The following is a 25,722-nucleotide window of genomic DNA, read 5'->3' as shown; positions in this document are numbered from 1 at the left end:
CCCCTGCCGCCTCAGCCGTCCCAGGACCTTGCGTACGCCCCCTGTTGACGTGGCTTGGTCAGGCGCTAGCCTCTGGCGTGCTCTCCCTCACGCGGGCTGCCCGCTTCCAGTGGATATCCGTGGTGGTGGCGGTACTCGCCGCCCTGGCCGCCGTACTCACCGCTCCGTCCTCCGCGTACGCCGGTACCCCCGGCGGCGCAGGAGGCGGAACCGTACGGCACGGTCTCAGCCAACCCGACTACTCCTACGCCAACGCGATCCGCGAGGCCGTCTGGGTGGACACCGGTCTCGACGGTGACGGCGACGGCCGCACCGACCGGGTCGCGGTGGACATCGTCCGCCCCTCGGAGCCCGCCGCCGCCGGGCGCAAGGTCCCCGTGATCATGGACGCGAGCCCGTACTACTCCTGCTGCGGACGCGGCAACGAGAGCCAGCTCAAGACCTATGACGCCAACGGGAACATCGTCCAGGCGCCGCTGTTCTACGACAACTACTTCGTGCCCCGCGGCTACGCGACCGTCCTGGTCGACCTCGCGGGCACCGACCGCTCCGACGGCTGCGTGGACGTCGGCGGCCCCTCCGACGTGCGGTCCGCGAAGGCCGTCGTCGACTGGCTCAACGGCCGCGCCCGCGGCTACAGCGCCCGCTCCGGCGGCCGCGCGGTCTCCGCGGGCTGGACCAATGGCAATGTCGGCATGATCGGCAAGAGCTGGGACGGCACCATCGCCAACGGCGTCGCCGCCACCGGGGTGCGCGGCCTGAAGACCATCGTGCCGATCAGCTCCATCTCCTCCTGGTACGACTACTACTTCCACCAGGGCGCGGCGCTCCAGGACGGCCCCGAGTGGCTGTCGGACTACGTCGAGAGCGACAGCGCGCACGCCAACTGCGCCGCCGCCCAGCAGAAGATCATCGACGGCTCGCCGCGCAGCGGGGACTGGACGCCGTTCTGGACCGCGCGGGACTACGTGAAGGACGCGGGCAAGGTACGGGCCAGCGTCTTCGCCGTGCAGGGCATGCAGGACCTCAACGTCCGCACCAAGCACTTCGGCCAGTGGTGGCAGGCGCTCGCCGCGCACGGCGTCGAGCGCAAGGTGTGGCTGTCGCAGACCGGCCACGTCGACCCCTTCGACTACCGGCGCACCGACTGGGTCCCCACCCTCCAGCGCTGGTTCGACCACTATCTGCTGGGCGTCGACAACGGCATCCAGCGGCAGCCGATGGCCGACATCGAGCGCACCGTCGACCACTGGACCACCGACCGCGTGTGGCCGCCCGCCACGACCCGCACCACCTCGCTCAGCCTGAGCCCGACGGCCACCGACGGCCTGGGCACGCTCGGCACCCGGCACGCCGGGCCCGGCAGCACCGAGTCGTTCACCGACGACCCGAACCTGTGGGAGGAGGACTGGGCGGCGGCGGCCGACACCGCGACCGCGGCCAAGACCGTCTTCACCACCGGGACGCTCGCCAAGGACCTGCGGCTGTCCGGCGGCGGCACCTTCACCGTGACCGCCACCTCGTCCACCACCAGCGCGCACCTGTCGGCGGTCCTGGTCGACCTCGGGCCGGCCACCATCCGTGACTTCCTCGGCAACGGCGAGGGCATCGCCACCCTGGCCACCCGCTCCTGCTACGGGGAGAGCACCGCGGGCGACAGCGCCTGCTACCTCGACACCGCCGCCGACACCACGACCGTCGACCACACGGTCTTCAGCCGCGGCTGGGCCGACCTCGGGCACTACGCGTCGCTCTCCCACGGCGTGCCGCTCACCCCGGGCAAGCCGTACACCATGACCGTCCAGCTCGCGGCCACCGACCACGTCGTACCGGCGGGGCACCGGCTCGCGCTGATCGTCGCGGGCACCGACGGCGGCCTCATCCTGCCGCCCGACACGACCCCCAAGGTCACCGTCGACCTGTCGCACTCCGTGCTGAGGCTGCCGCTGGTCGGCGGTTCCGGCGCGCTGTCGACCCGTGCGGGCGCGGCGCCCCGCGGCAAGGCCGCGCTGACCGCAGTTCCGGCGCCCTCTGTGGCCCCGGCCGCCCGGCTGGGCTGACGCCCGGCCTGGTTCCCCTCGCGTCCCGGCGTTACGGTTACAGGGATACGGCCCTCGGGACGCGGGGGGAACCACGGTTGTCCGCGGCGCGTTCTCCTGGGTAGAAGCGGTGAGGGCGCGGCGCTTGCCGCCGTGAACGGAGGCGGGGAAATGTCGAATCGCGCGAAGATCGTCATCGGTGGCGTGGCGTTGGGTCTGTTCCTGTGGATCTGGATCCCCTTCTGGGCTGTCGTCCTGGTCATCGTGGGCGTGCCCGCGATCGCCTACTTCTCCCTCGACTCCTCGCAGCGGCGTCGGCTGCGGCGCGTGAGCCGTCGGCAAATAGGTCGCTGACCTGGTACGACCCCCGATAGTGTGCCGCTGCGACCAGGGCACCGAAGCCGGGCGAACACGTCCCATCCCGTGTCGCCGCGGCACGAGAGGGCCTGATCAGACGATGGCGACGGACATCCGGTCCACCCAGGACCTGCTCGACCACACCGGGGACCGGCTGAAGTATCTGTACTTCTGGGGCCACCGCCCGCAGCGCGACGGAAGCGTCGGTGTCGGCTGCCTCAGCCAGTGGTGGCCCGCGACCTTCACCGTCGACGGCGTCACCTACGCGACCGCCGAGCACTGGATGATGGCGGGCAAGGCCCGGCTCTTCGACGACCCCGACGCCGAGCGGCGGGCTGTCGCGGCGGGCCACCCGAAGACCGCCAAGAGCGTCGGCCGCACCGTCCGCGGCTTCGACCAGGCCGTGTGGGAAGCGGAGCGCTTCGGCCTGGTCATCGAAGGCAATGTCCACAAATTCCGGCAGCACCCCGACCTGCTGGCCTATCTGCTCGGCACCGGGGGCCGCGTCCTGGTCGAGGCCAGTCCGATGGACCGGGTCTGGGGCATCGGACTGGCCGCCGACGACGAGCGCGCCGCGGACCCGGCCACCTGGCGCGGGCTGAATCTGCTGGGCTTCGCCTTGATGGAGGCGAGGGCCCGGCTGGCGGCGGAGGGCTAGTCCCGTGAGCCCGGCCGGGGGGCCGGGGGCTGATCCCGTGAGCCCGGCCGGCGGCGGAGAGACCCTCCACCGCCGGCCGGGCCGGTCGGGCTACTTCAGGTACGGGCCGTCCGTACCGATCTTGCCGGGCGCCGCGTTCTTGCCGCCCAGGTCGAGCACGTACACCCGCATGTCGCCCTTGCCGGGCGCCGCGACGGTCAGCGTCCCGTCCGTCACGGTCCGCACGTCACCCGAGACGGCGTCCACGTAACGGCCGTTGGGGACGCCGCTGAAGGACGCCGCGTCCGTCACCGTCACCAGCGCGAAGCTGTCGACGCCCGACGCGGTGTCGGTGTAACGGCGCTTGAACGACATGCCGCCGCCGTTCACCCCCTCGGTGCTGTACTGGCCCATCTGCAACGCCGGAATGGCGCGCCGGATCAGATTCAGCCGTTGGAGGTGTTTGACCAAAGGCTGCGCCAAAGTGGTGGCCACCGCCCCCGAGGCACTGTCGACCTTCCCGAACTCCGAGGCCGTCACCGTGCCCGCCACATGGTCGCCGTAGTACGCGCGCCCCGTCGTCGCCAGCGGGCAACTCGGCCCGCAGTCGATCGTCTTCCCGGCCTGGAACTGGATCTCCGACCCGTAGTAGAGCGTCGGAATGCCGCGGAAGGTCCACATCAGCGCCATGTTCTCGGCCCACGCGTCCTGTCCGCCGGTGTAGCGCACCGACGACTTGTTGGGACCGTAGTCGTGGCTGTCGACATAGACGACGTTGTACGTGGCGTCGTTCGTCGAGTCGTCCGAGTCCTTGCCGTTGTTGAAGGCGTTGTGCGCGTCACCGAAATTCATGTGCATGCGCATGTCGATGATGTTCATCCCGGAGAATTTGCTGTGGTCCGGGGTGTGATACGCATTCCCTTCCAGGAAGGCGTTCGCGGACGTCGGCTGGTTTCCGGTGCCGAGCTGCTCCTCGTAGTTGTACTGCTCGATCGACGCGGTGGCGTCGTCCGCGCTGTACTCCTTTCGCTCCTTCCACGTGTAGAACTGCGCCGAGTGGTTGACCGATCCGCGGTTCCACTTGTCGTTGACGAAAGCGCCGACCTCACCGAAGACGAAGAAGTTCCGCGCCTTGTCGGGACCCCAGTCCTGAACCTCGCGCTGCTGGATCGCGGGCAGGAAACGCCGGTTCCAGGTGACGCGCGGAATGTGCACGGCGGTGTCCACGCGGAAGCCGTCCACCCCCATGTCGATGTACTTGTTGTACGCGCCGATCAGATAGTTCTGCACCTGCGCGTTCTCGGTGTTGAAGTCCGCGAGGTCGTCGGCGAGCCAGCAGGAACGCGAGTCCTCGCCCTCCCAGTTGCCGATCCAGCACTGGTGGTAGAGCGACGCGGGGAACATCTTCGACGTGGGGTTCGGCCACTGGCAGTTGTAGATCGTGTAGCCCTCGGGGCTCTTCTGCCCCGTTGGCTTGCCCCAGTTCAGGCACGTATTGCCGGACGGCTCGGCCGTGGACCACAGATCGCCGTTGTAGTACGACTTGCCGGTCTTGGGATCGATCGTCAGACCGTCGTACTCGAAGCCCTGCTCCTTCTCGTCGTAGTACCACGACCACTGCGAGTCCCTGACGCCGTAGACCGTCGGCACGAACAGCCCCTTGGCGCCCCACCGGGAACTGTGGTTGTAGACCACGTCCTGGTAGATCTTGATCCCCTTGGCGTGAGCCGCGTTGATCAGATCCTGATACGACGCCCCGGCCGATTCCAGGCGCGGGTCGACCCGGTAGAAGTCCCAGCCGTGGTAACCGTGGTAGTCGTAGTCGCTGCGGTTGAGCACCACGGGCGTGATCCAGATCGCCGAGAAACCGAGCGCCTTGATGTAGTCGAGCTTCTGCACCAGGCCCTTGAAGTCACCCCGGAACATCGGGTCGTTGTTGGCCGCGTTCCCCGACGCCACGTGCTGGTTGCCGCCGCGGTCGTTGCTCGTGTCGCCGTCGTAGAAGCGCGCGGTGAGCACGAAGTAGATCGGGTCCTTGCGCGGGTCGGTGCCGATCGGTGTGCCCGGAGTCGCGGGCGGCGGCGCGTGGCCGGTGGTCGCCCGAGCCGGAGCGGAGGCGGCGGATTTGTTGCCCGCCGCGTCCAGCGCCTGGACGGTGTACGTGTAGGCGGTGTCCGCCTCCAGGCCGGACTCGGAGAAGACCGTCGAGCCGACACTGGTGACGATCGTGCCCTTGGTGCCGCCGGTCCTGGTGACCCGGTAGCCCGTGACCCCGGTGTCGTCGGTCGACGGATTCCAGGTCACCACGATCGAGGTGTCGGTCGCGGTCGCCTTCACCGTGCCGGGGACGGTCGGCGGCGTCGTGTCGGGGACGACGGCCGCGCAGGGATCGGCCGCGTTGGCCGTGACCTTGGTGTCCTTGACGGTGCTGACGCCCTTGGACAGCGCGTAGTTGGCGCCGTTGTTGTTGTCCCAGGTGCCGTTGCCGTTGTTGAAGGTGGCGGCGAGCCCCGCGGCCGTGCCGAGGTCGACGGTCTTCTTCACCCAGCCGGTGCAGGCCGCCTCCATGCCGATGCCCGGCACGGTCGTCCACGCGCCGCCGGTCGGCGCGTAGTGCAGATTGACGGTGGTCCAGCCGACGGTCGCGGTGGAGTAGAAGACGGTGGCCGAGGTGCCGGACGGGCTGCCCGTCTCGCCGCCGCCCGGGTCCCCGCCGCTCGCGCACGGGTCGCTGTGGGCGATGGCGCCGTTGTTGACGGTGATGGTGCCGGTGCCCAGGGCGTAGTTCTTGCCGCCGTTGTTGTCCCAGGTGCCCTGGCCGTTGTTGAAGGTCGCCTGCCAGCCGGTGGCCGCGCCGAGGTCGACGGTCTTCTTCACCCAGCCGGTGCAGGCGCTCTGCATGGCGACGCCGGGCACAGTCGTCCAGGTCCCGCCGTCGGGCGCCCAGTGCAGGTTGTACGACGACCAGTTGGTCGTCGCGGTGGAGTAGTAGACGGTTGCGGTGTTCGAGCCCGCCGCCGAGGCGGCGTGCGCGGAACCGGTGGACAGGGAGGGGAGCAGGGTCGCCAGGAGTCCCAAGACGACAGCCACCACGGCTGTCAGCGGACCTGGTCGATATCTGTGGCGCGAAGCGACGGTCACGTCGTGCTCCTCGGACGGGGCCGCGAGGGCGGCCGGTGGAGGAAGCCGTACGTCCGCGCGCCACGGAACGAACGGCCGGATAAATTGCGCAAGTTGCTGCAACAAGTTGCTGCGAGAACGGTCGTGAGATTACTGGGACATGTCATGGACGTAAAGAGGTCTGACGGGGTTGCGTTCCCGGGTCCCGCCGCGCCGCCGCGTAGGGTTCCCGAGACGGGCGGGTGACGTACCCGGCCGACCGGTCGTAGAACCGTACGGATCGGACCCGGACCCCGGCCTCGGACTCCGGCGGACCGTAAGCGGAAGGGGACCCACGGAAGATGACGGAGCGTCTGGTGGTCATCGGCGGTGACGCCGCCGGGATGTCGGCCGCGTCCCAGGCCCGCCGCCGCAGAGCGGCGGACGACCTGGAGATCGTCGCGTTCGAACGCGGACGGCACACCTCGTACTCCGCCTGCGGCATCCCGTACTGGATCGGCGGCGACACCGCGGGCCCCGACGCGCTGGTCGCGCGCACCGCCGAGGAGCACCGCGAGCGCGACATCGACCTGCGGATGGGCACCGAGGTGGTCGACATCGACCTCGCCGCCGGCCGGGTGCGGGCGCGGGACGCCGACGGCCGCGAGGAGTGGACCGGCTACGACCACCTCGTCGTCGCCACCGGCGCGGAACCCGTACGGCCGCCCGTCCCCGGCATCGACGCGCCCGGCGTGCACGGCGTGCAGACCCTGGACGACGGCGAGCGCGTCCTGGCCAGCCTCGACGGGGTCGGCGTACGCCGCGCCGTGGTGGTCGGCGGCGGCTACATCGGCGTCGAGATGGCCGAGGCCCTGCTGAAGCACGGCCTCGACGTGACCCTCGTCGACCGCGCCGAGCAGCCGATGAGCACCCTCGACCCCGACATGGGACGCCTGGTGCGCGACGCGATGGAGGGACTCGGCGTCCGCGTCGTCTCCGGCGCGGCCGTCCGCGCGGTGCTCACCGGCGCCGACGGCCGGGCCCGCGCGGTCGCCACCGACGACGCCGAATACCCCGCCGACATCGTGATCCTGGGCATCGGCGTACGCCCCGGCACCGCGCTCGCCCGCGACGCGGGACTGCCGCTGGGCGCGCACGGCGGCCTGCTGACCGACCTGGCCATGCGCGTACGCGGCCAGGAGCGGGTCTGGGCGGGCGGCGACTGCGTGGAAGTCCTCAACCTCGTCTCCGGCGACCTCCAGCACATCGCCCTCGGCACCCACGCCAACAAGCACGGCCGCATCATCGGCACCAACATCGGCGGCGGCTACGCCACCTTCCCCGGGGTCGTCGGCACCGCCGTCAGCAAGGTCTGCGACGTCGAGATCGCCCGCACCGGCCTCAAGGAGTCCCAGGCGCGCCGCGCCGGACTCCACTACGTGACCGCCGTCATCGAGTCCACCAGCAGGGCCGGCTACTACCCGGACGCCGACCCGATGACCGTCAAGATGCTCGCGGAACGCGGCACCGGGCGGCTGCTCGGCCTCCAGATCGTCGGCCGCGAAGGCGCCGCCAAGCGGGTCGACGTCGGGGCCGTCGCGCTCACCGCGCGGATGACGGTCGAGGACATGGTCGCGCTCGACCTCGGCTACGCGCCGCCGTTCTCGCCCGTGTGGGACCCGGTGCTGGTCGCCGCGCGCAAGGCGGCGGACGCGGTGGCGGCGGACGTCAGAGCGGGCTGACGGCGGTTTTCGGCAGCAATATGCGGCGGTTTGCGCTTCCGGGCCCCTGGGGTGCCTTGCAGGGCTTTGCAGAGCTTGCGCGTCCTTGCGGGTTCCCGCGTGTCCTGATGGGCGTTCGCGGCTCTTCGCGCGGCTTCGCGGTCAGGACGGGGCCGCGGCCAGCTTGCTGAGGGCTTCCAGCAACGGCGGCAGGGCGGCGCCGCGGCCGACCGGCAACACCTCGCCGGGCGCGTCGTCCAACAGCACGAAGGCGATGTCGTCGGTCCTGCCCACCAGGCTCCAGCCGGGTCCGTCCGCCCGCACCGCACCATATGCGGCCCGTACGCGGCCGGGTGGCGGCGGATTGCGTACGTACTCCTCCGCGCTTTCGAGGACGCGGCGGATGCCGGTGTGCGAGATGGCCGGCGGGGCGGCCGGGTTGTGGGGTTCGGCTTCCGTCCCGGTGCCGACGGCTGTTCCGGCGTCGGTGACCGTGCCTGCGTCCGTACCCGTATCCGTATCCCTGCTCGCGTCCTCGGCCGCCTCCTGAGCCGCTTCCGTCGGTACGTCGAGTTGGTCGCGCCACTCGAACCAGCGGACCGCGATCTCGTCGGCCCCGAGGCGCCGTTGCGGCGGACCCCAGACGGAGGTGTCGGGCGGGGAGAGCGGGACACGCCCGCCCTCGTCCGTCGGGTCGTGCGGGGCGGGGATGCCGGGTACGGCGACGGCGACCGGCAGCGGCCAGCCCGGCAGCGAGGCGGCCAGGCTGTTCTCGTCGGGCGCCAGGTCGTACTCGAGTCCGCAGTCCCAGGCCGCCAGCGCGCACGCCACCGTGGCGGTGTCCGTCGTCGCCACGGTCCAGCGCGCCCCGCCGCCGTCCTGCCCGAAGACCAGGCCGTAGCCGTCGGCCAGCGGTTCGAGCCCCAACTCGGCGCAAGCGGCCGGATAGTCGTCCCCCAGGACGCCCGGGAACTGCCCCGGCGTCAGCATCGCGGCCGTCAGCACGAACAGCGCGTCGTCGTCCTCCGGGTTCTCGGCCGCGGTCATCCGTCGTTCCCTCTCGCCTCGCCCGCCGTCTCTCGTCCGCGCACCTTAACCAGCGAGTAACCTCCGCGTCGAGAGGTCGCGATGGCCGGAAATCCGCTCGGGCGGTACGGCGCCGGACGGCCGGTTTCCCGACGGTCCGCACCTGGTGATCGCCCGGAGTCGGCCCGTTCCGGCCGCGCGGTCAGCTCTTCGCGTCGAGTGCGGTCAACGTCGTTCGCAGCCAGACCAGTGCGGTGCCGCTGGTGGCACGGGCGATGGTGAGCCAGCGGTGCGACAGACGGAATGCGGACCACAGGGTGCGTACGTGCGGTGGACGAGGGAGGCGGGCGACGGGCCGGTCCGCGTCCATGTGCACGGACTGGGAGCGGCGTCGGGCGCGTACACCGTGCACATATCCGCGCATCCCGCGCTCATGAACCGCCGTACGCTCGTCGTCGACCTGCCCGGCTTCGGCGTCAGCGACCGCCCCGCGGACTTCGGCTACTCGCTGGCGGAGCACGCCGACGCGCTGGCCGCGGTCCCGGACGCCGCCGATGTGCGCGCCGCCGATGTGCGCGGCGCCGATGTGCGCGCCGCAGCCCCGAGCAGGGTCAGGCGTGTCGGACGGCCACCGCCAGGTACCGCTCCGCGGAGTCGTCCAGCGATGCCAGCTCCCAGCCGGTCGCGGCCAGCAGAGGACGCAGTTGCGGCTCGGCGCGTACGTCGTCGGCGCGCAGTTCGTGCCCGCGGCGGGCGGCGAGTGCGGCGCGGCCGATCGGATGGAAGAGCGCCAACCGGCCGCCGGACCTGGTCACCCGGGCCAATTCGCGCAGTCCGGCCGCCGGGTCCGGCAGATGGTGCACGAGTCCGGCGGCGAAGACGGCGTCGAAAGCCGCGTCCCGCAACGGAAGCTCCTCGCCGGCCGCCTCGATCAGCGCTCCGTCCCGGCCCCGGCCGAGGGCGACGGCCTCCCGCAGCATCTCCGGAGTCAGATCGACACCGACCACCGTGCCCGCCGCACCGACGACGGCCCGCATCAGCGGCAGCGCCCGCGCCGTACCGCAGCCCGCGTCCAGTGCCCGGCCGCCAGGCCGCAGCCCCAACTCGCCGACCGCCGCCGCGTAGACGGGAGTGTCGTCGGGGAACCGCTTCTCCCACCCCACGGCCTTCGCGGCGAAGAACTCCCTGACCTGGCGGCGCCCGCTCTCGAAACTGGCCATGCATCATGGTCGCATGATCACGTTCCGCTCCATCGGGCTCTTCTTGCTCGCCGCCGTCCTGGAGATCGGCGGTGCCTGGTTGATCTGGCAGGCGGTGCGCGAACACCGCGGCGTCGGTTGGGCGGGGGCCGGAATCGTCGCGCTCGGCCTCTACGGCTTCGTCGCCACACTCCAGCCCAACGCCGACTTCGGCCGGATCCTGGCGGCCTACGGCGGGGTCTTCGTGGCCGGATCTCTCCTGTGGGCGATGGCTCTCGACGGCTACCGTCCCGACCGATTCGACATCGTCGGAGCGGTCATCTGCCTGGTCGGAGTGGGTGTCATCATGTACGCGCCACGCGGCGGCTGATTTCCGCCGGTCGCCTCCTTTCACGGCTCCGGTCGGGCGCCGCCCGTCCCGAGAGGGGGTTGCCGAAGCGGGCCCGGCAGGACAGGCTCGTACCGCAGCGGAGACGGGAGGTAGGCAATGACGGTGGGCAAACCGCTCGCGTGGCTGCTCGACGACCTGACGAAGCGGGTGCCGCACGTGAAGCACGCGCTCGTACTCTCCAACGACGGGTTGGTCACGGGCGCCAGCGGCGATCTCGACCGGCCGACCGCGGAACACCTGGCCGCCGTGTCCTCGGGCTTCCACAGCCTGGCCAAGGGCGCGGGGCGGCAGTTCGCCGTCGGCGGCGTGCGCCAGACGATGGTCGAATTCGACGACGGCTTCCTCTTCGTCACCGCGGCGGGCGACGGCAGTTGCCTGTCCGTGCTCAGCGGCATGGAGGCCGATGTCGGCCAGGTCGCCTATGAGATGACGCTGCTCGTCCACCGCGTCGGCGAACACCTCGGCGTGGCTCCCCGGCAACCGGGCGCGGCACCTTCCTGAGCCGGGGCGTCCCGAAGTTATCCACAGGCTTCGAACGGGCTGTCGTCCGTACGCGATAGATTCGTCACTGTCAGTGATCGAAGTTCGCGGGGGAGTGACGACAGTGAAGACGACGAAGACGGCCAAGACAACGACGACAACGACGACAGCGACGACAGCGACGACAACGCCGAAGAAGAACGCGAAGGCGACGACGGGGACGGTGCCCGCCTCGATGCCGGGGACGGGTGCCTCGGCGGCTTCCGGGGCGAGAGCCGGAGCGGCCGGGACAAGGGCCGGAGCGAGGGCCGGGACGACGGCGGCGACGAGCGCGGGTACGGCGACCGTCGAGACGCGGCAGGTGGCGTGGACGCCCGGCGGCGGGGCGGGACAAGGGCCGGGAGGCGGGCGGGCGGCGCCGGAGACGCTGACGCTGAACCGGGCGCGGGAGGAGCTGGGCCTGGACTTCACGCTCTTCGAGCTGGCGCTCCAACTCGGCGAGATCCGCACGGTCTCGCGCGGCAGCGGCCAGTGGCGGGTGCCCGTGGACGAGGTGACCCGGCTGCGGGACGCGGAAGGCCATCCACAAGCGCTGCTCGACCGGCTCCGACTGGTGACCAGCACCGAGGGCGCGGCGATGATCGGGATCAGCCGGGACCGCCTCGTACGGCTGGCGAGGCTCGGGCTGATCCGCCCGGTGCGCTGGTACGTCAACCGGTACCGGGCGCTGGTGTGGGTGTATCTCGGCCATGAGCTGAGGGAGTTCGCCGCCGCGAGCCCCGCGATGCTGAAGGGGCGGCTGCCCGCGGGACTGCGTGACGCGCTGGACGCCGGGCAGGATCAGCGGGCCCTCGGCTGGCGGTCCCGCCGGGTCGCCCAGCTCGTACGGGACTGCCATGACGCCTGGGACGAGGCCGCCGTCTGGGCCGCGCTGCTCGGTCCCGAGGTGACCGACGACGCCGTGTCCGACCCCTTCGACCGGGCCCGGCTGCGCGGAATCCGTGCGGCGCTGCCGCCGGGCCGCCCGGGACCGCTCGCCTCACCCGAGCTGACGAGAAGCCTCACGACCGCCGACCATCCGGACGAGATCGCGCTGGCCCTGGTCGCCCTCGCGGACGCGCTGGGCCGCGCCCGGACCGAACAGCCCGCACCGCACGCGGCGTTCGCCCCAGCCGACCGTTCGCCGCTCGCGCTCCCGCCTGTGGAGCGGGTGCCGCGGCAGCCTGAACGACTTCCGGAGCCGGAGCCAGAGGCAGAGGCAGAGCCGGAGTCGGAGCTGGAGTCGGAGTCGGAGTCGGAGCCGGAGCCGAGTGAGCCAGGCGGGCCGCACACGGGAGGGAGGCCCGCGCCCGAGCGGGCCCGGCACGCGGCGCCGCACCGGAAGCGGGGCGCCGCCCGGCCGCCGGGCAGGCCGGTGGGGGAGGGCAGGCGCCCGCGACGCGGGCTGCTGGGGCTGCTGCGCGGACGGGGGTCAGCCGCCGATCTTGCGGAACAGCCCTTCCTGCATCACCGAGACCAGCAGACGTCCCCGCCGGTCGAAGATCTGCCCCCGCGCCAGACCGCGGGCACCCGTCGCGACAGGTGACTCCTGCTGGTACAGGAACCACTCGTCGGCGCGGAACGGCCGGTGGAACCACATGGCGTGGTCGAGGGACGCCATGTCGAATCCCCGCGGTCCCCACAGCGGTTCGATCGGCACACGTACGGCGTCCAGCAGCATCATGTCGCTGGCGTAGGTGAGAGCGCAGGTGTGCACGAGCGGGTCGTCGCCGAGCTGCCCGACCGCGCGCATCCACACCGCGCTGCGCGGCTCGGCGCCCTCGATCTCCTCGGGCGTCCAGCGCAGCCGCTCCACATAGCGGATCTCGAAGGGCTGGCGGCGGGTCATCCGCTCCAGCGCCTCGGGGAGCACGTCCAGATGCGCACGCAGCTCATCGCCGAGTCCCGGCAGGTCGTCGGGCTCGGGCACCTCGGGCATCGGCAGTTGGTGCTCGAATCCCGGTTCCGGCTGATGGAAGGAGGCGGTCAGGTTGAAGATCGTCCGGCCCTGTTGGATCGCCACCACCCGCCGGGTGGTGAAGGAACGGCCGTCACGGACCCGTTCGACCTGGTACACGATGGGCACGCCGGGCCGACCCGGCCGCAGGAAGTACGCGTGCAACGAGTGCACCGGCCGCCCGCCGTCGGTGGTGCGGCCCGCGGCGACCAGCGCCTGCCCGGCGACCTGGCCGCCGAAAACCCGCTGCAACCGCTCCTGCGGACTCTGCCCGCGGAAGATGTCCTGCTCGATCCGCTCCAGGTCGAGCAGATCCACCAGCCTCTCGGCCGGGTTCGTCATCGCGTCCCCTTCGTCGTGCACCGGATCACAGCTCGCCGACGTCGGTCAGCCGGATCACCGCGCGGCCCTCTTCGTCGGAGGCCGCGAGGTCGACCTCGGCGGAGATCCCCCAGCCGTGGTCACCGTTGGGGTCGGCGAAGGTCTGCCGGACCCGCCACAAGCCGTGCTCCGGCTGCTCCTCGATCTGCAACAGCTTCGGGCCGCGCGCGTCGGGACCGGTGCCGAGGTCGTCGTACTCGTCCCAGTACGCGTCCATCGCCTCCGCCCAGGTGTCGGCGTCCCACCCGGCCTCGGCGTCCAACTCGCCGAGCTGGTGGTACTTCTCCAGCGCCGCCAGCTCGACCCGGCGGAACATCGCGTTGCGCACCAGCACCCGGAAGGCGCGGGAGTTGGCGGTGACCGGCTTGACTTGGTCGGCCCGCTCCGCCGCCTGCTCGGCCGTCTCCACCTCCGGATTGGCGAGCTGCTCCCACTCGTCCAGCAGGCTGGAGTCGACCTGGCGCACCAACTCGCCCAGCCACGCCGTCAGATCCTGGAAGTCCTCCGACTTCAGGTCGTCGGGCACCGTGTGCTCCAGCGCCTTGTAGGCGCCGGCCAGGTAGCGCAGCACGATGCCCTCGGTGCGGGCCAGCTCGTAGTAGGAGGTGAACTCGCCGAAGGTCATGGCGCGTTCGTACATGTCACGGACGATGGACTTGGGCGACAGCGGGTGGTCGCCGACCCACGGGTGGCTCTGGCGGTAGATGCCGTAGGCGTGCGACAGCAGCTCTTCGAGGGGCTTGGGATAGGAGACGTCCTGAAGACGCTCCATCCGCTCCTCGTACTCGACACCGTCCATCTTCATCTCGGCGACGGCCTCGCCGCGGGCCTTGTTCTGCTGGGCCGCCAGGATCTGCCGCGGGTCGTCGAGGGTGGACTCCACCACCGAGACCATGTCCAGGGCGTAGGAGGGGGAGTCCTTGTCGAGCAGTTCGAAGGAGGCCAGGGCGAAGGTGGACAGCGGCTGGTTGAGGGCGAAGTCCTGCTGGAGTTCGACGGTCAGCCGGATGATGCGGCCCTCGGCGTCCGGCTCGGGGAGGCGTTCGACCACACCGCCGTCGACCAGCGAGCGGTAGATGGCGATGGCCCGGCGGATGTGCCGCAACTGGTGGCGGCGGTCCTCGTGGTTGTCCTCCAGCAGGTGCCGCATCGCGTCGAAGGCGTTGCCGGGCCGGGCGATCACCGACAGCAGCATGGTGTGGGTGACGCGGAAGCGGGAGGTCAGCGGCTCCGGCTCGGCGGCGATCAGCTTCTCGAAGGTGAGATCCGACCAGTTGACGAAGCCCTCGGGCGGCTTCTTGCGGACCACCTTGCGGATCTTCTTCGGGTCATCCCCGGCCTTGGCGAGCGCCTTCTTGTTCTCGATGACGTGCTCGGGAGCCTGCGCCACCACGAACCCGGCGGTGTCGAAACCGGCCCGCCCGGCGCGCCCCGCGATCTGGTGGAACTCCCGCGCCCGCAGCGTCCGCACCCGCGTGCCGTCGTACTTGGTGAGCGCGGTGAACAGCACGGTGCGAATCGGCACGTTGACGCCGACCCCGAGGGTGTCGGTGCCGCAGATGACCTTCAGCAGACCCGCCTGGGCGAGCTTCTCCACCAGCCGCCGGTACTTGGGCAGCATCCCCGCGTGGTGGACGCCGATGCCGTGCTTGGCGAAGCGCGCGAGGTTGCGGCCGAAGGTGGTGGTGAAGCGGAAGTGGCCGATCAGATCGGAGATGGCGTCCTTCTCGGCCTTGGTGCACATGTTGATGCTCATCAGCGCCTGGGCCCGCTCGACGGCCGCCGCCTGCGTGAAGTGCACGATGTAGACCGGGGACTGCCGGGTCTCCAGCAGTTCGGTCAGCGTCTCCGTCAAAGGCGTCGTCACATACTCGTACGACAGCGGTACCGGCCGGGTCGCCGAGCGCACGACCGCCGTGGGGCGGCCGGTCCGGCGGGTCAGGTCCTCCTCGAAGCGCGAGACGTCACCCAGCGTCGCCGACATGAGCAGGAACTGCGCCTGGGGCAGTTCGAGGATCGGGATCTGCCAGGCCCAGCCCCGGTCCGGCTCCGCGTAGAAGTGGAACTCGTCCATCACGACCTGGCCGACGTCGGCGCTCTTGCCGTCGCGCAGCGCGATGGAGGCGAGGACCTCGGCGGTACAGCAGATCACCGGCGCGTCCGGGTTGACCGAGGCGTCACCGGTCAGCATCCCGACGTTCTCGGTGCCGAACAGCTTGCACAGGTCGAAGAACTTCTCCGACACCAGCGCCTTGATCGGCGCGGTGTAGAAGGTGACCTCGTCCCGGGCCAGCGCGGCGAAGTGCGCACCGGCCGCGACCAGGCTCTTTCCCGATCCGGTGGGGGTGGAAAGGATCACGTTCGCACCAGAGACCACCTCGATGAGCGCCTCCTCCTGCGCCGGATAGAGAGTGATCCCTTGACCCTCGGCCCACGTCGAAAACGCTTCGAAGAGGGCATCGGGGTCCGGGGCGGGAGGCATCTGATCGATAAGGGTCACCCCACCATCTTGCCTGTACCGGCGGCGCGCGGCTGAACCGGAGCGGGCCGCGGTGATCATCAACGATATGGTGTGCCGTCAACGATGCGTCAACTCCGCCTGCGGGCGGCCTTGTAGGGGGCTGAGCACCACCATGATGGGACCTGCGCACTCACTCTCGGGAGCGGCGGCCTGGCTGGCCGTCGGAGCGGTCGCGGCGGGTGTGGATCATGCCATGCCCTGGCCGACGCTCGTCGTCGGTGCGCTGATCTGTGCTGGTGCCGCGCTCGCCCCCGACCTGGACCACCAGGCGGCGACGATCTCGCGCGCGTTCGGGCCGATCTCCCGCGTGCTGTGCAAGATCATCGAGCACCTGGCGCACGCCGTCTACAAGGCCACCCGGATGCAGGGCGACCCGCGGCGTGCGGGCGGGCACCGCACCCTCACCCACACCTGGCTCTGGGCGGTCCTGATCGGCGGCGGCTTCTCGGCCGGCGCGGTCTACGGCGGGCGCTGGGTGGTGCTGGTCATCTTGTTCATACACATGGTGCTCGCCGTCGAGGGACTGCTGTGGCGGCAGGCCCGGATGTCCAGTGACGTGCTGGTGTGGCTGCTCGGCGCCACCAGCGCCTGGGTGCTCGCCGACGTGCTCGACAATCCGGGCAACGGCAAGGACTGGCTGTTCACCGACCCCGGCCAGCACTACCTGTGGATCGGGCTGCCCATCGTGCTCGGCTCGCTCGTGCACTGCGTCGGTGACGCGCTGACCGTCTCCGGCTGCCCGATCCTGTGGCCGATCCCGATCGGCCGCCGCCGCTGGTACCCGATGGGACCGCCGAAGTTCATGCGCTTCCGGGCCGGGAGCTGGGTGGAGCTGAAGGTGCTGACCCCGGTCTTCTTCCTGGCGGGCGGCGGCTGCGCGCTCGGCGCGCTGGGCGTCTTCGGCTGACGCGGGACCCCTCGCACGCGAGCGGGGCCCGGCGGCAGTGCCGCCGGGCCCCGCGCCACACCACCGCGGTCAGCTGTGCCAGGACCGCCACAGCGCCGCGTAGGCACCGTCGGCGTCCACCAACTGGTGATGGCTGCCCAGCTCGCTGATCCGGCCGTCCTCGACCACCGCGATCACGTCCGCGTCGTGCGCGGTGTGCAGCCGGTGCGCGATGGCGATCACGGTACGGCCGTCCAGCACCCGGGACAGCGAGCGTTCCAGATGGCGGGCGGCGCGCGGGTCGAGCAGCGAGGTCGCCTCGTCCAGCACCAGGGTGTGCGGGTCGGCCAGCACCAGCCGGGCCAGCGCGAGCTGCTGCGCCTGCGCCGGGGTGAGCACCGCGCCGCCCGAGCCCACCTCGGTGTCGAGACCGTCCGCCAGATTGCGGCCCCAGTCCTCGGCGTCCACCGCGCGCAGCGCCGTCCACAGCTCGTCGTCGGTGGCACCGGTCCGCGCCAGCCGCAGATTGTCGCGGAGCGTGCCGACGAAGACGTGGTGCTCCTGATTGACCAGCGCCACATGCTCGCGCACCCGCTCGGCGGGCATCCGGGCCAGCTGGGCGCCGCCCAGCGTGACCTCGCCCGCCCGCGGCGCGTAGATCCCGGCCAGCAGCCGCCCGAGCGTGGACTTGCCCGCGCCTGACGGGCCCACCAGCGCCACCCGGGTACCCGGCGGCACCGTCAGGCTCACGCCGTGCAGCACGTCGCTGCCCGCCCGGTAGCCGAACCGCACCTGGTCGGCGGCCATCTCGCGGCCGTCGGGCGAGACCGTGTGGTCCGGCTCGTCCTCGGCCACCTCGCGCACCCCGACCAGCCGGGCCAGCGACACCTGGGCGACCTGCAACTCGTCGTACCAGCGCAGGATCATGTTCACCGGGTCGACGAGCATCTGCGCGTACAGCGCGCCCGTGGTCAGCTCGCCGACCGTCATCCAGCCGTTGAGGGCGAAGCTGCCGCCGATCATCAGCACCGCGACCACGATCAGCGCGTGCGTCATGTTGATCACCGGGAACAGCACGCTGCGCAGCCACATCGTGTAGCGCTCCCACGCCACCCACTGCCCGATCCGCTGCCGCGACAGCTTCTCGCGCCGGTCGCCGAGACCGTGCGCCTCGATGGTGCGGCCGGCGTCCACGGACTCCGCCAGCGCCGCCGCCACCGCCGCGTACCCCGCCGCCTCCGAGCGGTAGGCCCCCGGGGCGCGCCGGAAGTACCAGCGGCAGCCGACCAGCAGCAGCGGCAGCGCGACCAGCACCGACAGGGCGAGCGGCGGCGAGGTCACGGTCAGCGCGCCGAGCAGCAGCCCGGCCCAGACCACGGCGATGGCCAACTCGGGCACCGCCTCGCGCATCGCGTTCGACAGCCGGTCGATGTCCGTCGTGATCCGCGACAGCAGATCGCCCGTGCCCGCCCGCTCCAGCACACCCGGCGGCAGCGACACCGACCGTACGAGGAAGTCCTCGCGCAGATCGGCCAGCATCTCCTCGCCGAGGATCGCGCCGCGCAGCCGTACCAGCCGCACGAAGTACGCCTGCACCACGAGGGCGGCCAGGAACAGGCTGACGGCCCGCCCGAGATGGATGTCCCGGTCGCCCTTCGACAGGTCCTCGACCAGACCGCCGAGCAGGTAGGGCCCCACCATCGAGGCCAGCACCGACACGGTGTTGACGGTCACCAGCAGGGCGAAGGCACCGCGATGCCGCTTCGCCAGTTCGCGCACATAGCCGCGCACGGTCGCGGGGGAGCCCACCGGCAGCGTGGCGCTCTGCTGCGGCGCGGCCGGGTCGTACTCCGGCGGTCGCAGGCCGATCATGCGGATTCCTCCATCGATGTGTGGGGTACGGTCCCGGAGCCCGCGACGGACGCGGTGACGGGGCTGTGGCCGGGATCGCGGTCGTCGGACGGCTCGCTCTCGCGGGTCACCACCGCCCGGTAGCGCGGGTCGGTGCGCAGCAGTTCGTGGTGGTCGCCGGCCGACGTCGCCGTGCCCTCGTCCACGAAGACCACCAGGTCGGCGCGGTCCAGCACGAGCGGGCTCGACGTGAGCACCACCGTCGTGCGACCCGCGCGCAGTTCCTTGAGGCCGCGCGCGATCCTGGCCTCGGTGTGCGCGTCGACCGCCGAGGTCGGCTCGTCGAGCACCAGCACCTCGGGGTCGGCGATCAGCGACCTGGCCAGTGCCAGGCGCTGCCGTTGGCCGCCGGACAGCGACCGGCCGCGCTCGGTGATCCGCGCCGACATCGGGTCGCCCGCCACCCCCGCGGGGTCGGCGGCGGACTGCGCGAGCGCGTCCAGCACGTCCGCGCACTGCGCGGCGGTGAGCGCCTGCTCCGCCGTGACCCGGCCGGAGGACGGCACACCCAGCAGTTCGGTCAGCGTTCCCGACAGCAGCACCGGGTCCTTGTCCTGGACGAGCACGGCCGCGCGGGCCGCCGCGAGCGGCAGCGCGTCCAGTGCCCGCCCGCCCAGCAGCGCCGACGCCTCGCCCTCGGCGCGGACCGGGCTGTGCCCGCCGAGCCGGTCGGCCAGTACGCCCGCCGCGTCCGGGTCGCCGCACACCACGGCGGTCAGCAGCCCGGCCGGAGCGCGCAGCCCCGACTCCGGGTCGTACATCTCCCCGGCCAGAGCGCCCGCCTCCTCGGGAGCGACGCTCCCCTCGGAGAAGACGGCCGCGCCCCCGGCGGTCTCCCGGGTCAGCGCCAGTACGCGCGCGGCCCGCTTCGCCGAGGGCCGCGAGAAGGACCAGGCCATGGCGATCTCCTCGAAATTCCGCAGCGGGAACATCAGGAAGGCCACCGAGCCGTAGACGGTCACCAGCGCGCCGACCGAGATCCGGCCGTCCATCGCCAGCCGGGCGCCGTCCCAGGCGACGGCCACCAGCAGCAGCCCCGGCAGCACCACTTGGACGGCACTGATCGCCGCCCACATCCGGGCGCTGTGCACGGCGGCGGTCCTGACCTGCTGGGACGCGCGACGGTAGCGGTCGAGGAACAGCTCCTCGCCGCCGATGCCGCGCAGCACCCGCAGTCCGGCGACGGTGTCGGAGGCCAGTTCCGTGGCCTTGCCCGCCTTCTCCCGCTGGAGGTCGGCCCGCTTGGTGGCGGCGGGAAGCAGCGGCAGTACGGCCAGCGCCAGCACCGGTACGGACGCGGCCACGATCACGCCGAGCGCGGGCTCGTAGACGACCAGCGCGACGGCCACGCCGACCGTGGCGACCAGGGCGGAGGTGAAGCGCGCCAGCGCCTCGACGAACCACCCGATCTTCTCCACGTCTCCGGTGCTGACCGCGACGACCTCGCCCGCAGCGACCCGGCGGGTGAGCACCGAGCCCAGCTCGACCGTCTTACCGGCGAGCAACTGCTGGACCCGCGCCGCGACGCTGATCCAGTTCGTGACGGCCGTACGGTGCAGCATCGTGTCGCCGAGCGCGGTGAGCACGCCGAGCAGCAGCATCAGCCCGCCCGACAGCGCCAGCCGCGACCCCGAGCGGTCCACGACCGACTGCACGGCCATTCCGACGGCCGCGGGGAACGACGCGACGGCCGTCATGTGCAGGATGCCCCACGCGGTGGCGGCTGCCAGGCCCTTCCCCTCGCGGAACGACAGCCAGAGCAGGAAGCGGAATCCCGTCCGGGCGTCGGGGACGCCCGGATCGGACAGGGGGAGCTTACGGAGGGACGGCATGGTGTCCTGAGTTCGGTGCGGGTGTGAGCGAGTGTCGGCGGACGAGGCTACGGCCGCGGGTTGCGGATACGGCCGCCGGAGGTTCGCGCGAGATGTCGGCGGGCAGCCGCGTACCTGACGACTCCGCCCGTGCGGACATCCCGCCGGAATCCGGTCGGAGAGGAGCAAGGCTCGTCTTGCGGCCCGTACCGGGTCAACAGGTTTTCCGGTGAGCGACGGGAACGAGCCGAGGTCCGCGGAGGAGTGTTTCGGCAACAACTTGCAGCAAAACAGCGAAAGTTCTTCCGCCGACATCTTGACGTGTACGCACACACGGCGGGAAGCTCCTGGGCGGAACCCGAGGGCCCCGAGGACAACGGGGCCCGCCCCCCACCCGGCGGCCAGGCGCGTGGCTGCCTTCGAGGGCAGAACTCTGCCCGTTCACCGAAGGAGCCGCCCATGAGATCCCGCGTCCTGAACGGCGCGCTGGCCGCGATCGTCGCCGCCGCCGGTCTGTTCGCCCTCTCCTCGCAACAGGCGGACGCCACGCCGCCCGGCAGCAAGGACGTCACTGCCACTCTCTTCCAGTGGAAGTTCGACTCCGTGGCGAAGGCCTGCACGGACACCCTCGGCCCCGCGGGCTACGGCTTCGTCGAGGTCTCCCCGGCCTCCGAGCAGATCCAGGGCGACCAGTGGTGGACCTCGTACCAGCCGGTCAGCTACAAGATCGCCGGACGGCTCGGCAACGAGAGCTCGTTCCAGAACATGGTCAGCACCTGCCACAGCGCGGGCGTCAAGGTCGTCGCCGACGCGGTGATCAACCACATGACGTCGGGCTCGGGCACCGGCACGGGCGGGACGACGTACAGCAAGTACAACTACCCGGGCTACTACCAGAACCAGGCCTTCCACACCTGCCGCAGTGACATCAACAACTACGGCGACCGCAACAACGTCCAGAACTGCGAGCTGGTCGGCCTCGCCGACCTCGACACCGGCAGCGACTACGTGCGCGGCACCATCGCCGCCTACCTCAACCACCTGATCGCGCTGGGCGTCGACGGCTTCCGGGTGGACGCCGCCAAGCACATGGCCGAGACCGACCTGGCCGCCATCAAGGCCAAGCTCAGCAATCCGGGCATCTACTGGGCCCAGGAGGCCATCTACGGCGCGGGCGAGGCCGTACAGCCGGGCGAGTACGTCAACACCGGTGACGTGGACGCCTTCCAGGGCGCCTTCGACCTCAAGCGCATCTTCACCGGTGACAAGCTGGCCTCCCTCAGCAACTGGGGCGCGTCGTGGGGCGCGGGCTACCTGTCGAGCGACAAGGCCCGCACCTTCGTGGACAACTGGGACACCGAGCGCAACGGCTCGACCCTCAGCTACAAGAACGGCGCCACGTACACCCTCGCCAACGTCTACCTGCTGGCCTGGCCGTACGGCTCGCCCAACGTCTACTCCGGCTACGAGTTCTCCAACAACGACGCCGGCGCGCCCAACGGCGGCACCGTCAACGCCTGCTACAGCGACGGCTGGAAGTGCCAGCACGCCTGGCCGCAGATCGCCAACATGGTCGGCTTCCGCAACGCGGTCTCCGGCACCGCCGTCACCAACTGGTGGTCCAACGGCAACAACGCCATCGCGTTCGGCCGCGGCAGCAAGGGCTATGTGGCGATCAACCACGAGGGCGGCTCGCTCACCCAGACCTTCACCACCTCACTGCCCGCCGGCTCCTACTGCGACGTCCAGCACAGCGGCACCAGCTACACCGTCGGCTCCGACGGCAAGTTCACCGCCACCATCGGCTCCAACGACGCGGTCGCGCTGTACGTCGGCGCGCCCTGCGGCAGCGGCACGACGAACGGGGGCACGACCAACGGCGGCACCACGAACGGCGGCACCACGAGCGGCAGCACCGGGGGCAGCACCAACCCGTCGTCCGCCGCGTCCTTCGCGGTGAACGCCACCACGGTCTTCGGCCAGAACATCTACGTCGTCGGCGACAACTCCACCCTCGGCAACTGGAACACCGGCAGCGCCCTGCTGCTGTCGTCGGCGAGCTACCCGGTCTGGAAGCTCAACGTGGCGATGCCCGCGGGCACCTCGTTCCAGTACAAGTACATACGGAAGGACGGAAGCGGCAACGTGACGTGGGAATCCGGCGCCAACCGGACGGCGACGGTCCCGTCGAGCGGGGCGGTCACACTCAACGACACCTGGCGTAATTGATCTGCTCATCGGCCGATTACCCCTCTGTGGTGAGGACCGGCACACTGTGGTGTTCCAATTCCTGACTACAGAGGGGACCCCCCACCCATGAGAGGCTTCCGGACGTTCCTGCTCCGCGGCAACGTCGTCGACCTCGCGGTCGGCATCGTCATCGGCGCGGCCTTCACCGCTCTGGTGACCGCCTTCGTCAAGGCGTTCCTGACGCCGCTCATCGGCCTGGCCTCCGGCGCCACGGGCAACTTCGCCACTCAGAAGTTCACGGTCTCCAGCGTGACCTTCCCCTACGGCGCCTTCATCGACGCGGTGATCAGCTTCGTGATCGTCGCCGCGGTGATCTACTTCCTGGTCGTCCTGCCGATGAACCGCATGCAGGAGAGGTTCTTCCCCAAGGCGGCGGCGGCCCCGGTCCGCGAGTGCCCCGAGTGCCTGACCGCGATACCGACCGCCGCCCGCCGGTGCAGCGCCTGCACCGCCGAGGTCGGGCCGCAGATCGGCGGCCAGACCGCCCCGGCGGACCTGGCCGAGTGAGCCCGCGGGCGCCGCTCAGCGCGACGGCCGGTGGCCGCCGCCGTGCGGCGCCTCCTCGTCGAGTACGGCCAGCAGCGCGGTGAGTGCCGCGCGCTGGCCGTCGTCGAGCGGGGCCAGCAGTTCGGCGGCGGCCGTACGGCGGGCCCCGCGCAGCTCCAGCAGCGCGGCGCCGCCCGCCTCGGTCAGCTCGATCCTGATCACCCGGCGGTTGCTCGGATCGGGCACCCGCCGTACCAGCTCCAGCCCCTCCAGCGCGTCCACCAGGGTCGTCACGGCCCGCGGCACGACCTCCAGGCGCTGGGCGAGATCGGCCATCCGCGGCGGCTCGTCGCAGTGCGCGAGGGTGCGCAGCAGCCGGGCCTGGGCCGGGGTGATCCCCAGCGGCTCCATGAGGTGGCGCTGGGACTTGTGCAGGCGGCGGCTCAGCCGGATGAGCTGGTCGGCGAGCCGCCCGGTGATCTCGTCCGGCGCGGTCGTGGCGAGGCCGGCGGTCACCGGGCCCGGCGGCACGGCTGTCGTGCGGGATTCCATGTGACGAGCGTATCAGGACCATGTCCATTGTGAGCATAGGTAACAATGACCTATACTCCCAATATCAGCATCTGCCTGAACTCTCAAGGAGTCCTTTGCGCCCCGATCACGAACGAGAACTCGCCTCCCGGTGGACACCACCGAAGAAGAAGCCCGACACCCCCGTCGACATGCGTCGCATCCTGCGGCTCTTCCGTCCCTACCGCGGCCGCCTCGCCGTCGTCGGCGCCCTGGTCGGCCTCTCCTCCCTCGTCTCGGTCGCCTCGCCGTTCCTGCTGCGGGCGATCCTCGACACCGCGATACCGCAGGGCCGCACCGGCCTGCTGAGCCTGCTCGCCCTCGGCATGATCGCCACCGCCGTCGCCACCGGCGTCTTCGGCGTGCTCCAGACCCTGATCTCCACCACCGTCGGCCAGCGCGTCATGCACGACCTGCGCACCGCCGTCTACGAACGCCTCCAGCGCATGTCGCTGGCCTTCTTCACCCGCACCCGCACCGGCGAGGTGCAGTCCAGGATCGCCAACGACATCGGCGGCATGCAGGCCACCGTCACCTCGACCGCGACCTCCCTGGTCTCCAACCTCACGGCGGTCATCGCCTCCGTCATCGCGATGCTCGCCCTCGACTGGCGGCTGACCGTCGTCTCGCTGCTGCTGCTCCCGCTCTTCGTCTGGATCGCCCGCCGGGTCGGCCGCGAACGCAAGCGGATCGCCACCAACCGGCAGCGGCAGATGGCCTCGATGTCCGCGATCGTCACCGAGTCGCTGTCCGTCAGCGGCATCCTGCTCGGCCGCACCATGGGCCGCTCCGACTCCCTGACCCGCGACTTCTCGACCGAGTCCGAGCGCCTGGTCGACCTCGAAGTGCGCTCCAGCATGTCCGGCCGCTGGCGGATGTCCACCATCGGCATCGTCATGTCGGCGATGCCCGCACTGCTCTACTGGGCCGCCGGTCTGACCATGTCCAACGGCGCGCCCGCCGTCTCCATCGGCACCCTCGTCGCCTTCGTCTCGCTCCAGCAGGGCCTCTTCCGCCCGTCCGTGTCGCTGCTGTCGACCGGCGTGGACGTCCAGACCTCGCTCGCGCTCTTCCAGCGCATCTTCGAATACCTCGACCTGCCCGTCGACATCACCGAGCGCCCCGACGCCCGGACCCTGGACCGGGTACGCGGCGACGTCCGCTTCGAGCACGTCGACTTCGCCTACGACCCCGAGTCCGGCGCGCCGACCCTGCGCGACATCGACATCACCGTCCCCGCGGGCAGCAGCCTCGCCGTCGTCGGCGCCACCGGCTCCGGCAAGAGCACCCTGAGCTACCTGGTGCCCCGGCTGTACGACGTGACCGGCGGCAAGGTGACGCTCGACGGCACCGACGTACGCGACCTCACCTTCGACACCCTCGCCGACGCGGTGGGCGTCGTCTCCCAGGAGACGTACCTCTTCCACGCCTCGGTCGCCGAGAACCTGCGCTTCGCCAAACCCGAGGCCACCGACGACGAGATCCGCGCCGCCGCGAAGGCCGCCCAGATCCACGACCACATCGCCGGGCTGCCCGACGGCTACGACACCCTCGTCGGCGAACGCGGCTACCGCTTCTCCGGCGGCGAGAAGCAGCGCCTGGCCATCGCCCGCACCATCCTCCGCGACCCGCCCGTCCTCATCCTGGACGAGGCCACCAGCGCGCTCGACACCCGGACCGAACACGACGTCCAGGAGGCGATCGACTCGCTGTCCGCGGGACGCACCACCATCACGATCGCCCACCGGCTGTCCACCGTGCGCGACGCCGACCAGATCGTGGTCCTCGACGCGGGCCGGATCATGGAGCGCGGCACGCACGACGAACTGCTCGCCCAGGACGGCCGCTACGCCGCGCTCGTACGGCGCGACTCGCAGCTCGCCACCACCGCCTCGTAACGCGGAAGGGGCCGCCGCCCCGACCTTACTCATGGGTAAGGTGAGAGTGCGGCGGGAATCGCC

The 25,722-nt window shown here is 71.1% G+C and carries 20 protein-coding genes; 11 read left to right on the top strand and 9 right to left on the bottom strand.

Annotated elements, in window-relative coordinates; translation table 11 throughout:
• Positions 1–77: 77 nt before the first annotated feature.
• The 3 genes from ACIQCJ_RS12965 (at position 78) to ACIQCJ_RS12955 (ending at position 3,054) form a co-directional block, all read left to right on the top strand.
• A complete protein-coding gene (locus ACIQCJ_RS12965) occupies positions 78–2,060 on the top strand; it encodes a Xaa-Pro dipeptidyl-peptidase (RefSeq protein ID WP_402711385.1) in 1,983 nt (660 codons plus the stop codon).
• A gap of 150 nt (positions 2,061–2,210) precedes the next feature.
• Positions 2,211–2,393, top strand: a complete 183-nt coding sequence (locus tag ACIQCJ_RS12960) for a hypothetical protein (RefSeq protein ID WP_188284361.1) — start codon at positions 2,211–2,213, stop codon at positions 2,391–2,393.
• Positions 2,394–2,496: 103 nt separating this feature from the next.
• The gene (locus ACIQCJ_RS12955; RefSeq protein ID WP_402711384.1) at positions 2,497–3,054 is read left to right on the top strand and encodes an NADAR family protein; all 558 of its coding nucleotides are present in this window, start codon (positions 2,497–2,499) and stop codon (positions 3,052–3,054) included.
• Between the two features lie 90 nt (positions 3,055–3,144).
• On the opposite strand, the gene ACIQCJ_RS12950 is transcribed toward ACIQCJ_RS12955, so the two are convergent.
• Positions 3,145–6,126 (bottom strand): carbohydrate binding domain-containing protein, encoded by a 2,982-nt coding sequence (locus tag ACIQCJ_RS12950; RefSeq protein ID WP_402711383.1) that lies wholly within the window; start codon positions 6,124–6,126, stop codon positions 3,145–3,147.
• Positions 6,127–6,494: 368 nt separating this feature from the next.
• On the opposite strand from ACIQCJ_RS12950, the gene ACIQCJ_RS12945 reads away from it, so the two are divergent.
• Complete coding sequence (locus tag ACIQCJ_RS12945) at positions 6,495–7,874, top strand: FAD-dependent oxidoreductase (RefSeq protein ID WP_402711382.1); 1,380 nt, start codon at positions 6,495–6,497, stop codon at positions 7,872–7,874.
• Between the two features lie 141 nt (positions 7,875–8,015).
• Here the strand turns inward: ACIQCJ_RS12945 and ACIQCJ_RS12940 are convergent, their stop codons facing one another.
• The 3 genes from ACIQCJ_RS12940 to ACIQCJ_RS12930 all read right to left on the bottom strand — a co-directional run bounded on the left by ACIQCJ_RS12940 (position 8,016) and on the right by ACIQCJ_RS12930 (position 10,099).
• On the bottom strand, positions 8,016–8,900 hold the full coding sequence (locus tag ACIQCJ_RS12940; protein WP_402711381.1) for a hypothetical protein: 885 nt from the start codon (positions 8,898–8,900) through the stop codon (positions 8,016–8,018).
• Between the two features lie 181 nt (positions 8,901–9,081).
• A complete protein-coding gene (locus ACIQCJ_RS12935; protein WP_402711380.1) occupies positions 9,082–9,303 on the bottom strand; it encodes a hypothetical protein in 222 nt (73 codons plus the stop codon).
• 187 nt (positions 9,304–9,490) lie between these two features.
• Positions 9,491–10,099 (bottom strand): methyltransferase domain-containing protein, encoded by a 609-nt coding sequence (locus ACIQCJ_RS12930; RefSeq protein ID WP_391163246.1) that lies wholly within the window; start codon positions 10,097–10,099, stop codon positions 9,491–9,493.
• Positions 10,100–10,112: 13 nt separating this feature from the next.
• Between ACIQCJ_RS12930 and ACIQCJ_RS12925 the strand changes: the two genes are divergently transcribed.
• From ACIQCJ_RS12925 to ACIQCJ_RS12915, 3 genes are all read left to right on the top strand, one after another.
• Positions 10,113–10,448, top strand: a complete 336-nt coding sequence (locus tag ACIQCJ_RS12925; RefSeq protein ID WP_355346642.1) for a YnfA family protein — start codon at positions 10,113–10,115, stop codon at positions 10,446–10,448.
• Positions 10,449–10,565: 117 nt separating this feature from the next.
• The gene (locus tag ACIQCJ_RS12920; RefSeq protein WP_188284368.1) at positions 10,566–10,970 is read left to right on the top strand and encodes a roadblock/LC7 domain-containing protein; all 405 of its coding nucleotides are present in this window, start codon (positions 10,566–10,568) and stop codon (positions 10,968–10,970) included.
• A gap of 103 nt (positions 10,971–11,073) precedes the next feature.
• Positions 11,074–12,534: a DUF6397 family protein gene (locus ACIQCJ_RS12915; RefSeq protein ID WP_402711379.1), complete on the top strand. Its 1,461-nt coding sequence runs from the start codon at positions 11,074–11,076 to the stop codon at positions 12,532–12,534.
• Here the strand turns inward: ACIQCJ_RS12915 and ACIQCJ_RS12910 are convergent.
• Together ACIQCJ_RS12910 and ACIQCJ_RS12905 are read right to left on the bottom strand one after the other, a co-directional pair.
• Positions 12,421–13,287 (bottom strand): acyl-CoA thioesterase, encoded by an 867-nt coding sequence (locus ACIQCJ_RS12910; protein ID WP_402711378.1) that lies wholly within the window; start codon positions 13,285–13,287, stop codon positions 12,421–12,423. The two genes, ACIQCJ_RS12915 and ACIQCJ_RS12910, sit on opposite strands and share 114 nt — an antisense overlap.
• A 25-nt stretch (positions 13,288–13,312) precedes the next feature.
• Entirely contained in the window at positions 13,313–15,826 is a 2,514-nt protein-coding gene (locus ACIQCJ_RS12905; RefSeq protein WP_391045692.1) for a DUF3516 domain-containing protein, read from the bottom strand.
• Positions 15,827–15,959: 133 nt separating this feature from the next.
• Here ACIQCJ_RS12905 and ACIQCJ_RS12900 point away from each other — a divergent pair, with 133 nt between their 5' ends.
• Positions 15,960–16,754: a metal-dependent hydrolase gene (locus tag ACIQCJ_RS12900; RefSeq protein WP_391118783.1), complete on the top strand. Its 795-nt coding sequence runs from the start codon at positions 15,960–15,962 to the stop codon at positions 16,752–16,754.
• A gap of 69 nt (positions 16,755–16,823) precedes the next feature.
• On the opposite strand, the gene ACIQCJ_RS12895 is transcribed toward ACIQCJ_RS12900, so the two are convergent.
• Both ACIQCJ_RS12895 and ACIQCJ_RS12890 read right to left on the bottom strand, forming a co-directional pair.
• Entirely contained in the window at positions 16,824–18,605 is a 1,782-nt protein-coding gene (locus ACIQCJ_RS12895; protein ID WP_355346627.1) for an ABC transporter ATP-binding protein, read from the bottom strand.
• Entirely contained in the window at positions 18,602–20,476 is a 1,875-nt protein-coding gene (locus ACIQCJ_RS12890; protein ID WP_402711377.1) for an ABC transporter transmembrane domain-containing protein, read from the bottom strand. Before ACIQCJ_RS12890 ends, ACIQCJ_RS12895 begins: the two co-directional genes overlap by 4 nt.
• A gap of 438 nt (positions 20,477–20,914) precedes the next feature.
• Here ACIQCJ_RS12890 and ACIQCJ_RS12885 point away from each other — a divergent pair, with 438 nt between their 5' ends.
• Together ACIQCJ_RS12885 and mscL are read left to right on the top strand one after the other, a co-directional pair.
• Entirely contained in the window at positions 20,915–22,684 is a 1,770-nt protein-coding gene (locus ACIQCJ_RS12885) for a carbohydrate-binding module family 20 domain-containing protein (protein WP_402711376.1), read from the top strand.
• A gap of 87 nt (positions 22,685–22,771) precedes the next feature.
• Positions 22,772–23,212: a large conductance mechanosensitive channel protein MscL gene (gene mscL, locus ACIQCJ_RS12880; protein WP_355346619.1), complete on the top strand. Its 441-nt coding sequence runs from the start codon at positions 22,772–22,774 to the stop codon at positions 23,210–23,212.
• A 15-nt stretch (positions 23,213–23,227) separates the two neighbouring features.
• Here mscL and ACIQCJ_RS12875 read toward each other — a convergent pair whose 3' ends face one another.
• The gene (locus tag ACIQCJ_RS12875; protein ID WP_355346616.1) at positions 23,228–23,743 is read right to left on the bottom strand and encodes a MarR family transcriptional regulator; all 516 of its coding nucleotides are present in this window, start codon (positions 23,741–23,743) and stop codon (positions 23,228–23,230) included.
• 95 nt (positions 23,744–23,838) lie between these two features.
• Here ACIQCJ_RS12875 and ACIQCJ_RS12870 point away from each other — a divergent pair, with 95 nt between their 5' ends.
• The gene (locus ACIQCJ_RS12870) at positions 23,839–25,659 is read left to right on the top strand and encodes an ABC transporter ATP-binding protein (RefSeq protein ID WP_402711375.1); all 1,821 of its coding nucleotides are present in this window, start codon (positions 23,839–23,841) and stop codon (positions 25,657–25,659) included.
• The last annotated feature ends 63 nt before the right edge of the window (positions 25,660–25,722 follow it).

This window comes from Streptomyces sp. NPDC093221, assembly GCF_044753885.1.
Classification (GTDB): domain Bacteria; phylum Actinomycetota; class Actinomycetes; order Streptomycetales; family Streptomycetaceae; genus Actinacidiphila.
The sequence above is the reverse complement of the archived record's forward strand: the minus strand, read 5'-3'. Positions and strand labels throughout refer to the sequence as shown.

Coding starts and splice junctions, on each gene's coding strand:
- ACIQCJ_RS12940 (WP_402711381.1), bottom strand. CDS start 8,900: ATGACCGCGGCCGAGAACCCGGAGGACGACGACGCGCTGTTCGTGCTG.
- ACIQCJ_RS12945 (WP_402711382.1), top strand. CDS start 6,495: ATGACGGAGCGTCTGGTGGTCATCGGCGGTGACGCCGCCGGGATGTCG.
- ACIQCJ_RS12890 (WP_402711377.1), bottom strand. CDS start 20,476: ATGCCGTCCCTCCGTAAGCTCCCCCTGTCCGATCCGGGCGTCCCCGAC.
- ACIQCJ_RS12955 (WP_402711384.1), top strand. CDS start 2,497: ATGGCGACGGACATCCGGTCCACCCAGGACCTGCTCGACCACACCGGG.
- ACIQCJ_RS12920 (WP_188284368.1), top strand. CDS start 10,566: ATGACGGTGGGCAAACCGCTCGCGTGGCTGCTCGACGACCTGACGAAG.
- ACIQCJ_RS12930 (WP_391163246.1), bottom strand. CDS start 10,099: ATGGCCAGTTTCGAGAGCGGGCGCCGCCAGGTCAGGGAGTTCTTCGCC.
- ACIQCJ_RS12875 (WP_355346616.1), bottom strand. CDS start 23,743: ATGGAATCCCGCACGACAGCCGTGCCGCCGGGCCCGGTGACCGCCGGC.
- ACIQCJ_RS12895 (WP_355346627.1), bottom strand. CDS start 18,605: ATGATCGGCCTGCGACCGCCGGAGTACGACCCGGCCGCGCCGCAGCAG.
- ACIQCJ_RS12910 (WP_402711378.1), bottom strand. CDS start 13,287: ATGACGAACCCGGCCGAGAGGCTGGTGGATCTGCTCGACCTGGAGCGG.
- ACIQCJ_RS12900 (WP_391118783.1), top strand. CDS start 15,960: ATGATGGGACCTGCGCACTCACTCTCGGGAGCGGCGGCCTGGCTGGCC.
- ACIQCJ_RS12925 (WP_355346642.1), top strand. CDS start 10,113: ATGATCACGTTCCGCTCCATCGGGCTCTTCTTGCTCGCCGCCGTCCTG.
- mscL (WP_355346619.1), top strand. CDS start 22,772: ATGAGAGGCTTCCGGACGTTCCTGCTCCGCGGCAACGTCGTCGACCTC.
- ACIQCJ_RS12885 (WP_402711376.1), top strand. CDS start 20,915: ATGAGATCCCGCGTCCTGAACGGCGCGCTGGCCGCGATCGTCGCCGCC.
- ACIQCJ_RS12935 (WP_402711380.1), bottom strand. CDS start 9,303: ATGCGCGGATATGTGCACGGTGTACGCGCCCGACGCCGCTCCCAGTCC.
- ACIQCJ_RS12960 (WP_188284361.1), top strand. CDS start 2,211: ATGTCGAATCGCGCGAAGATCGTCATCGGTGGCGTGGCGTTGGGTCTG.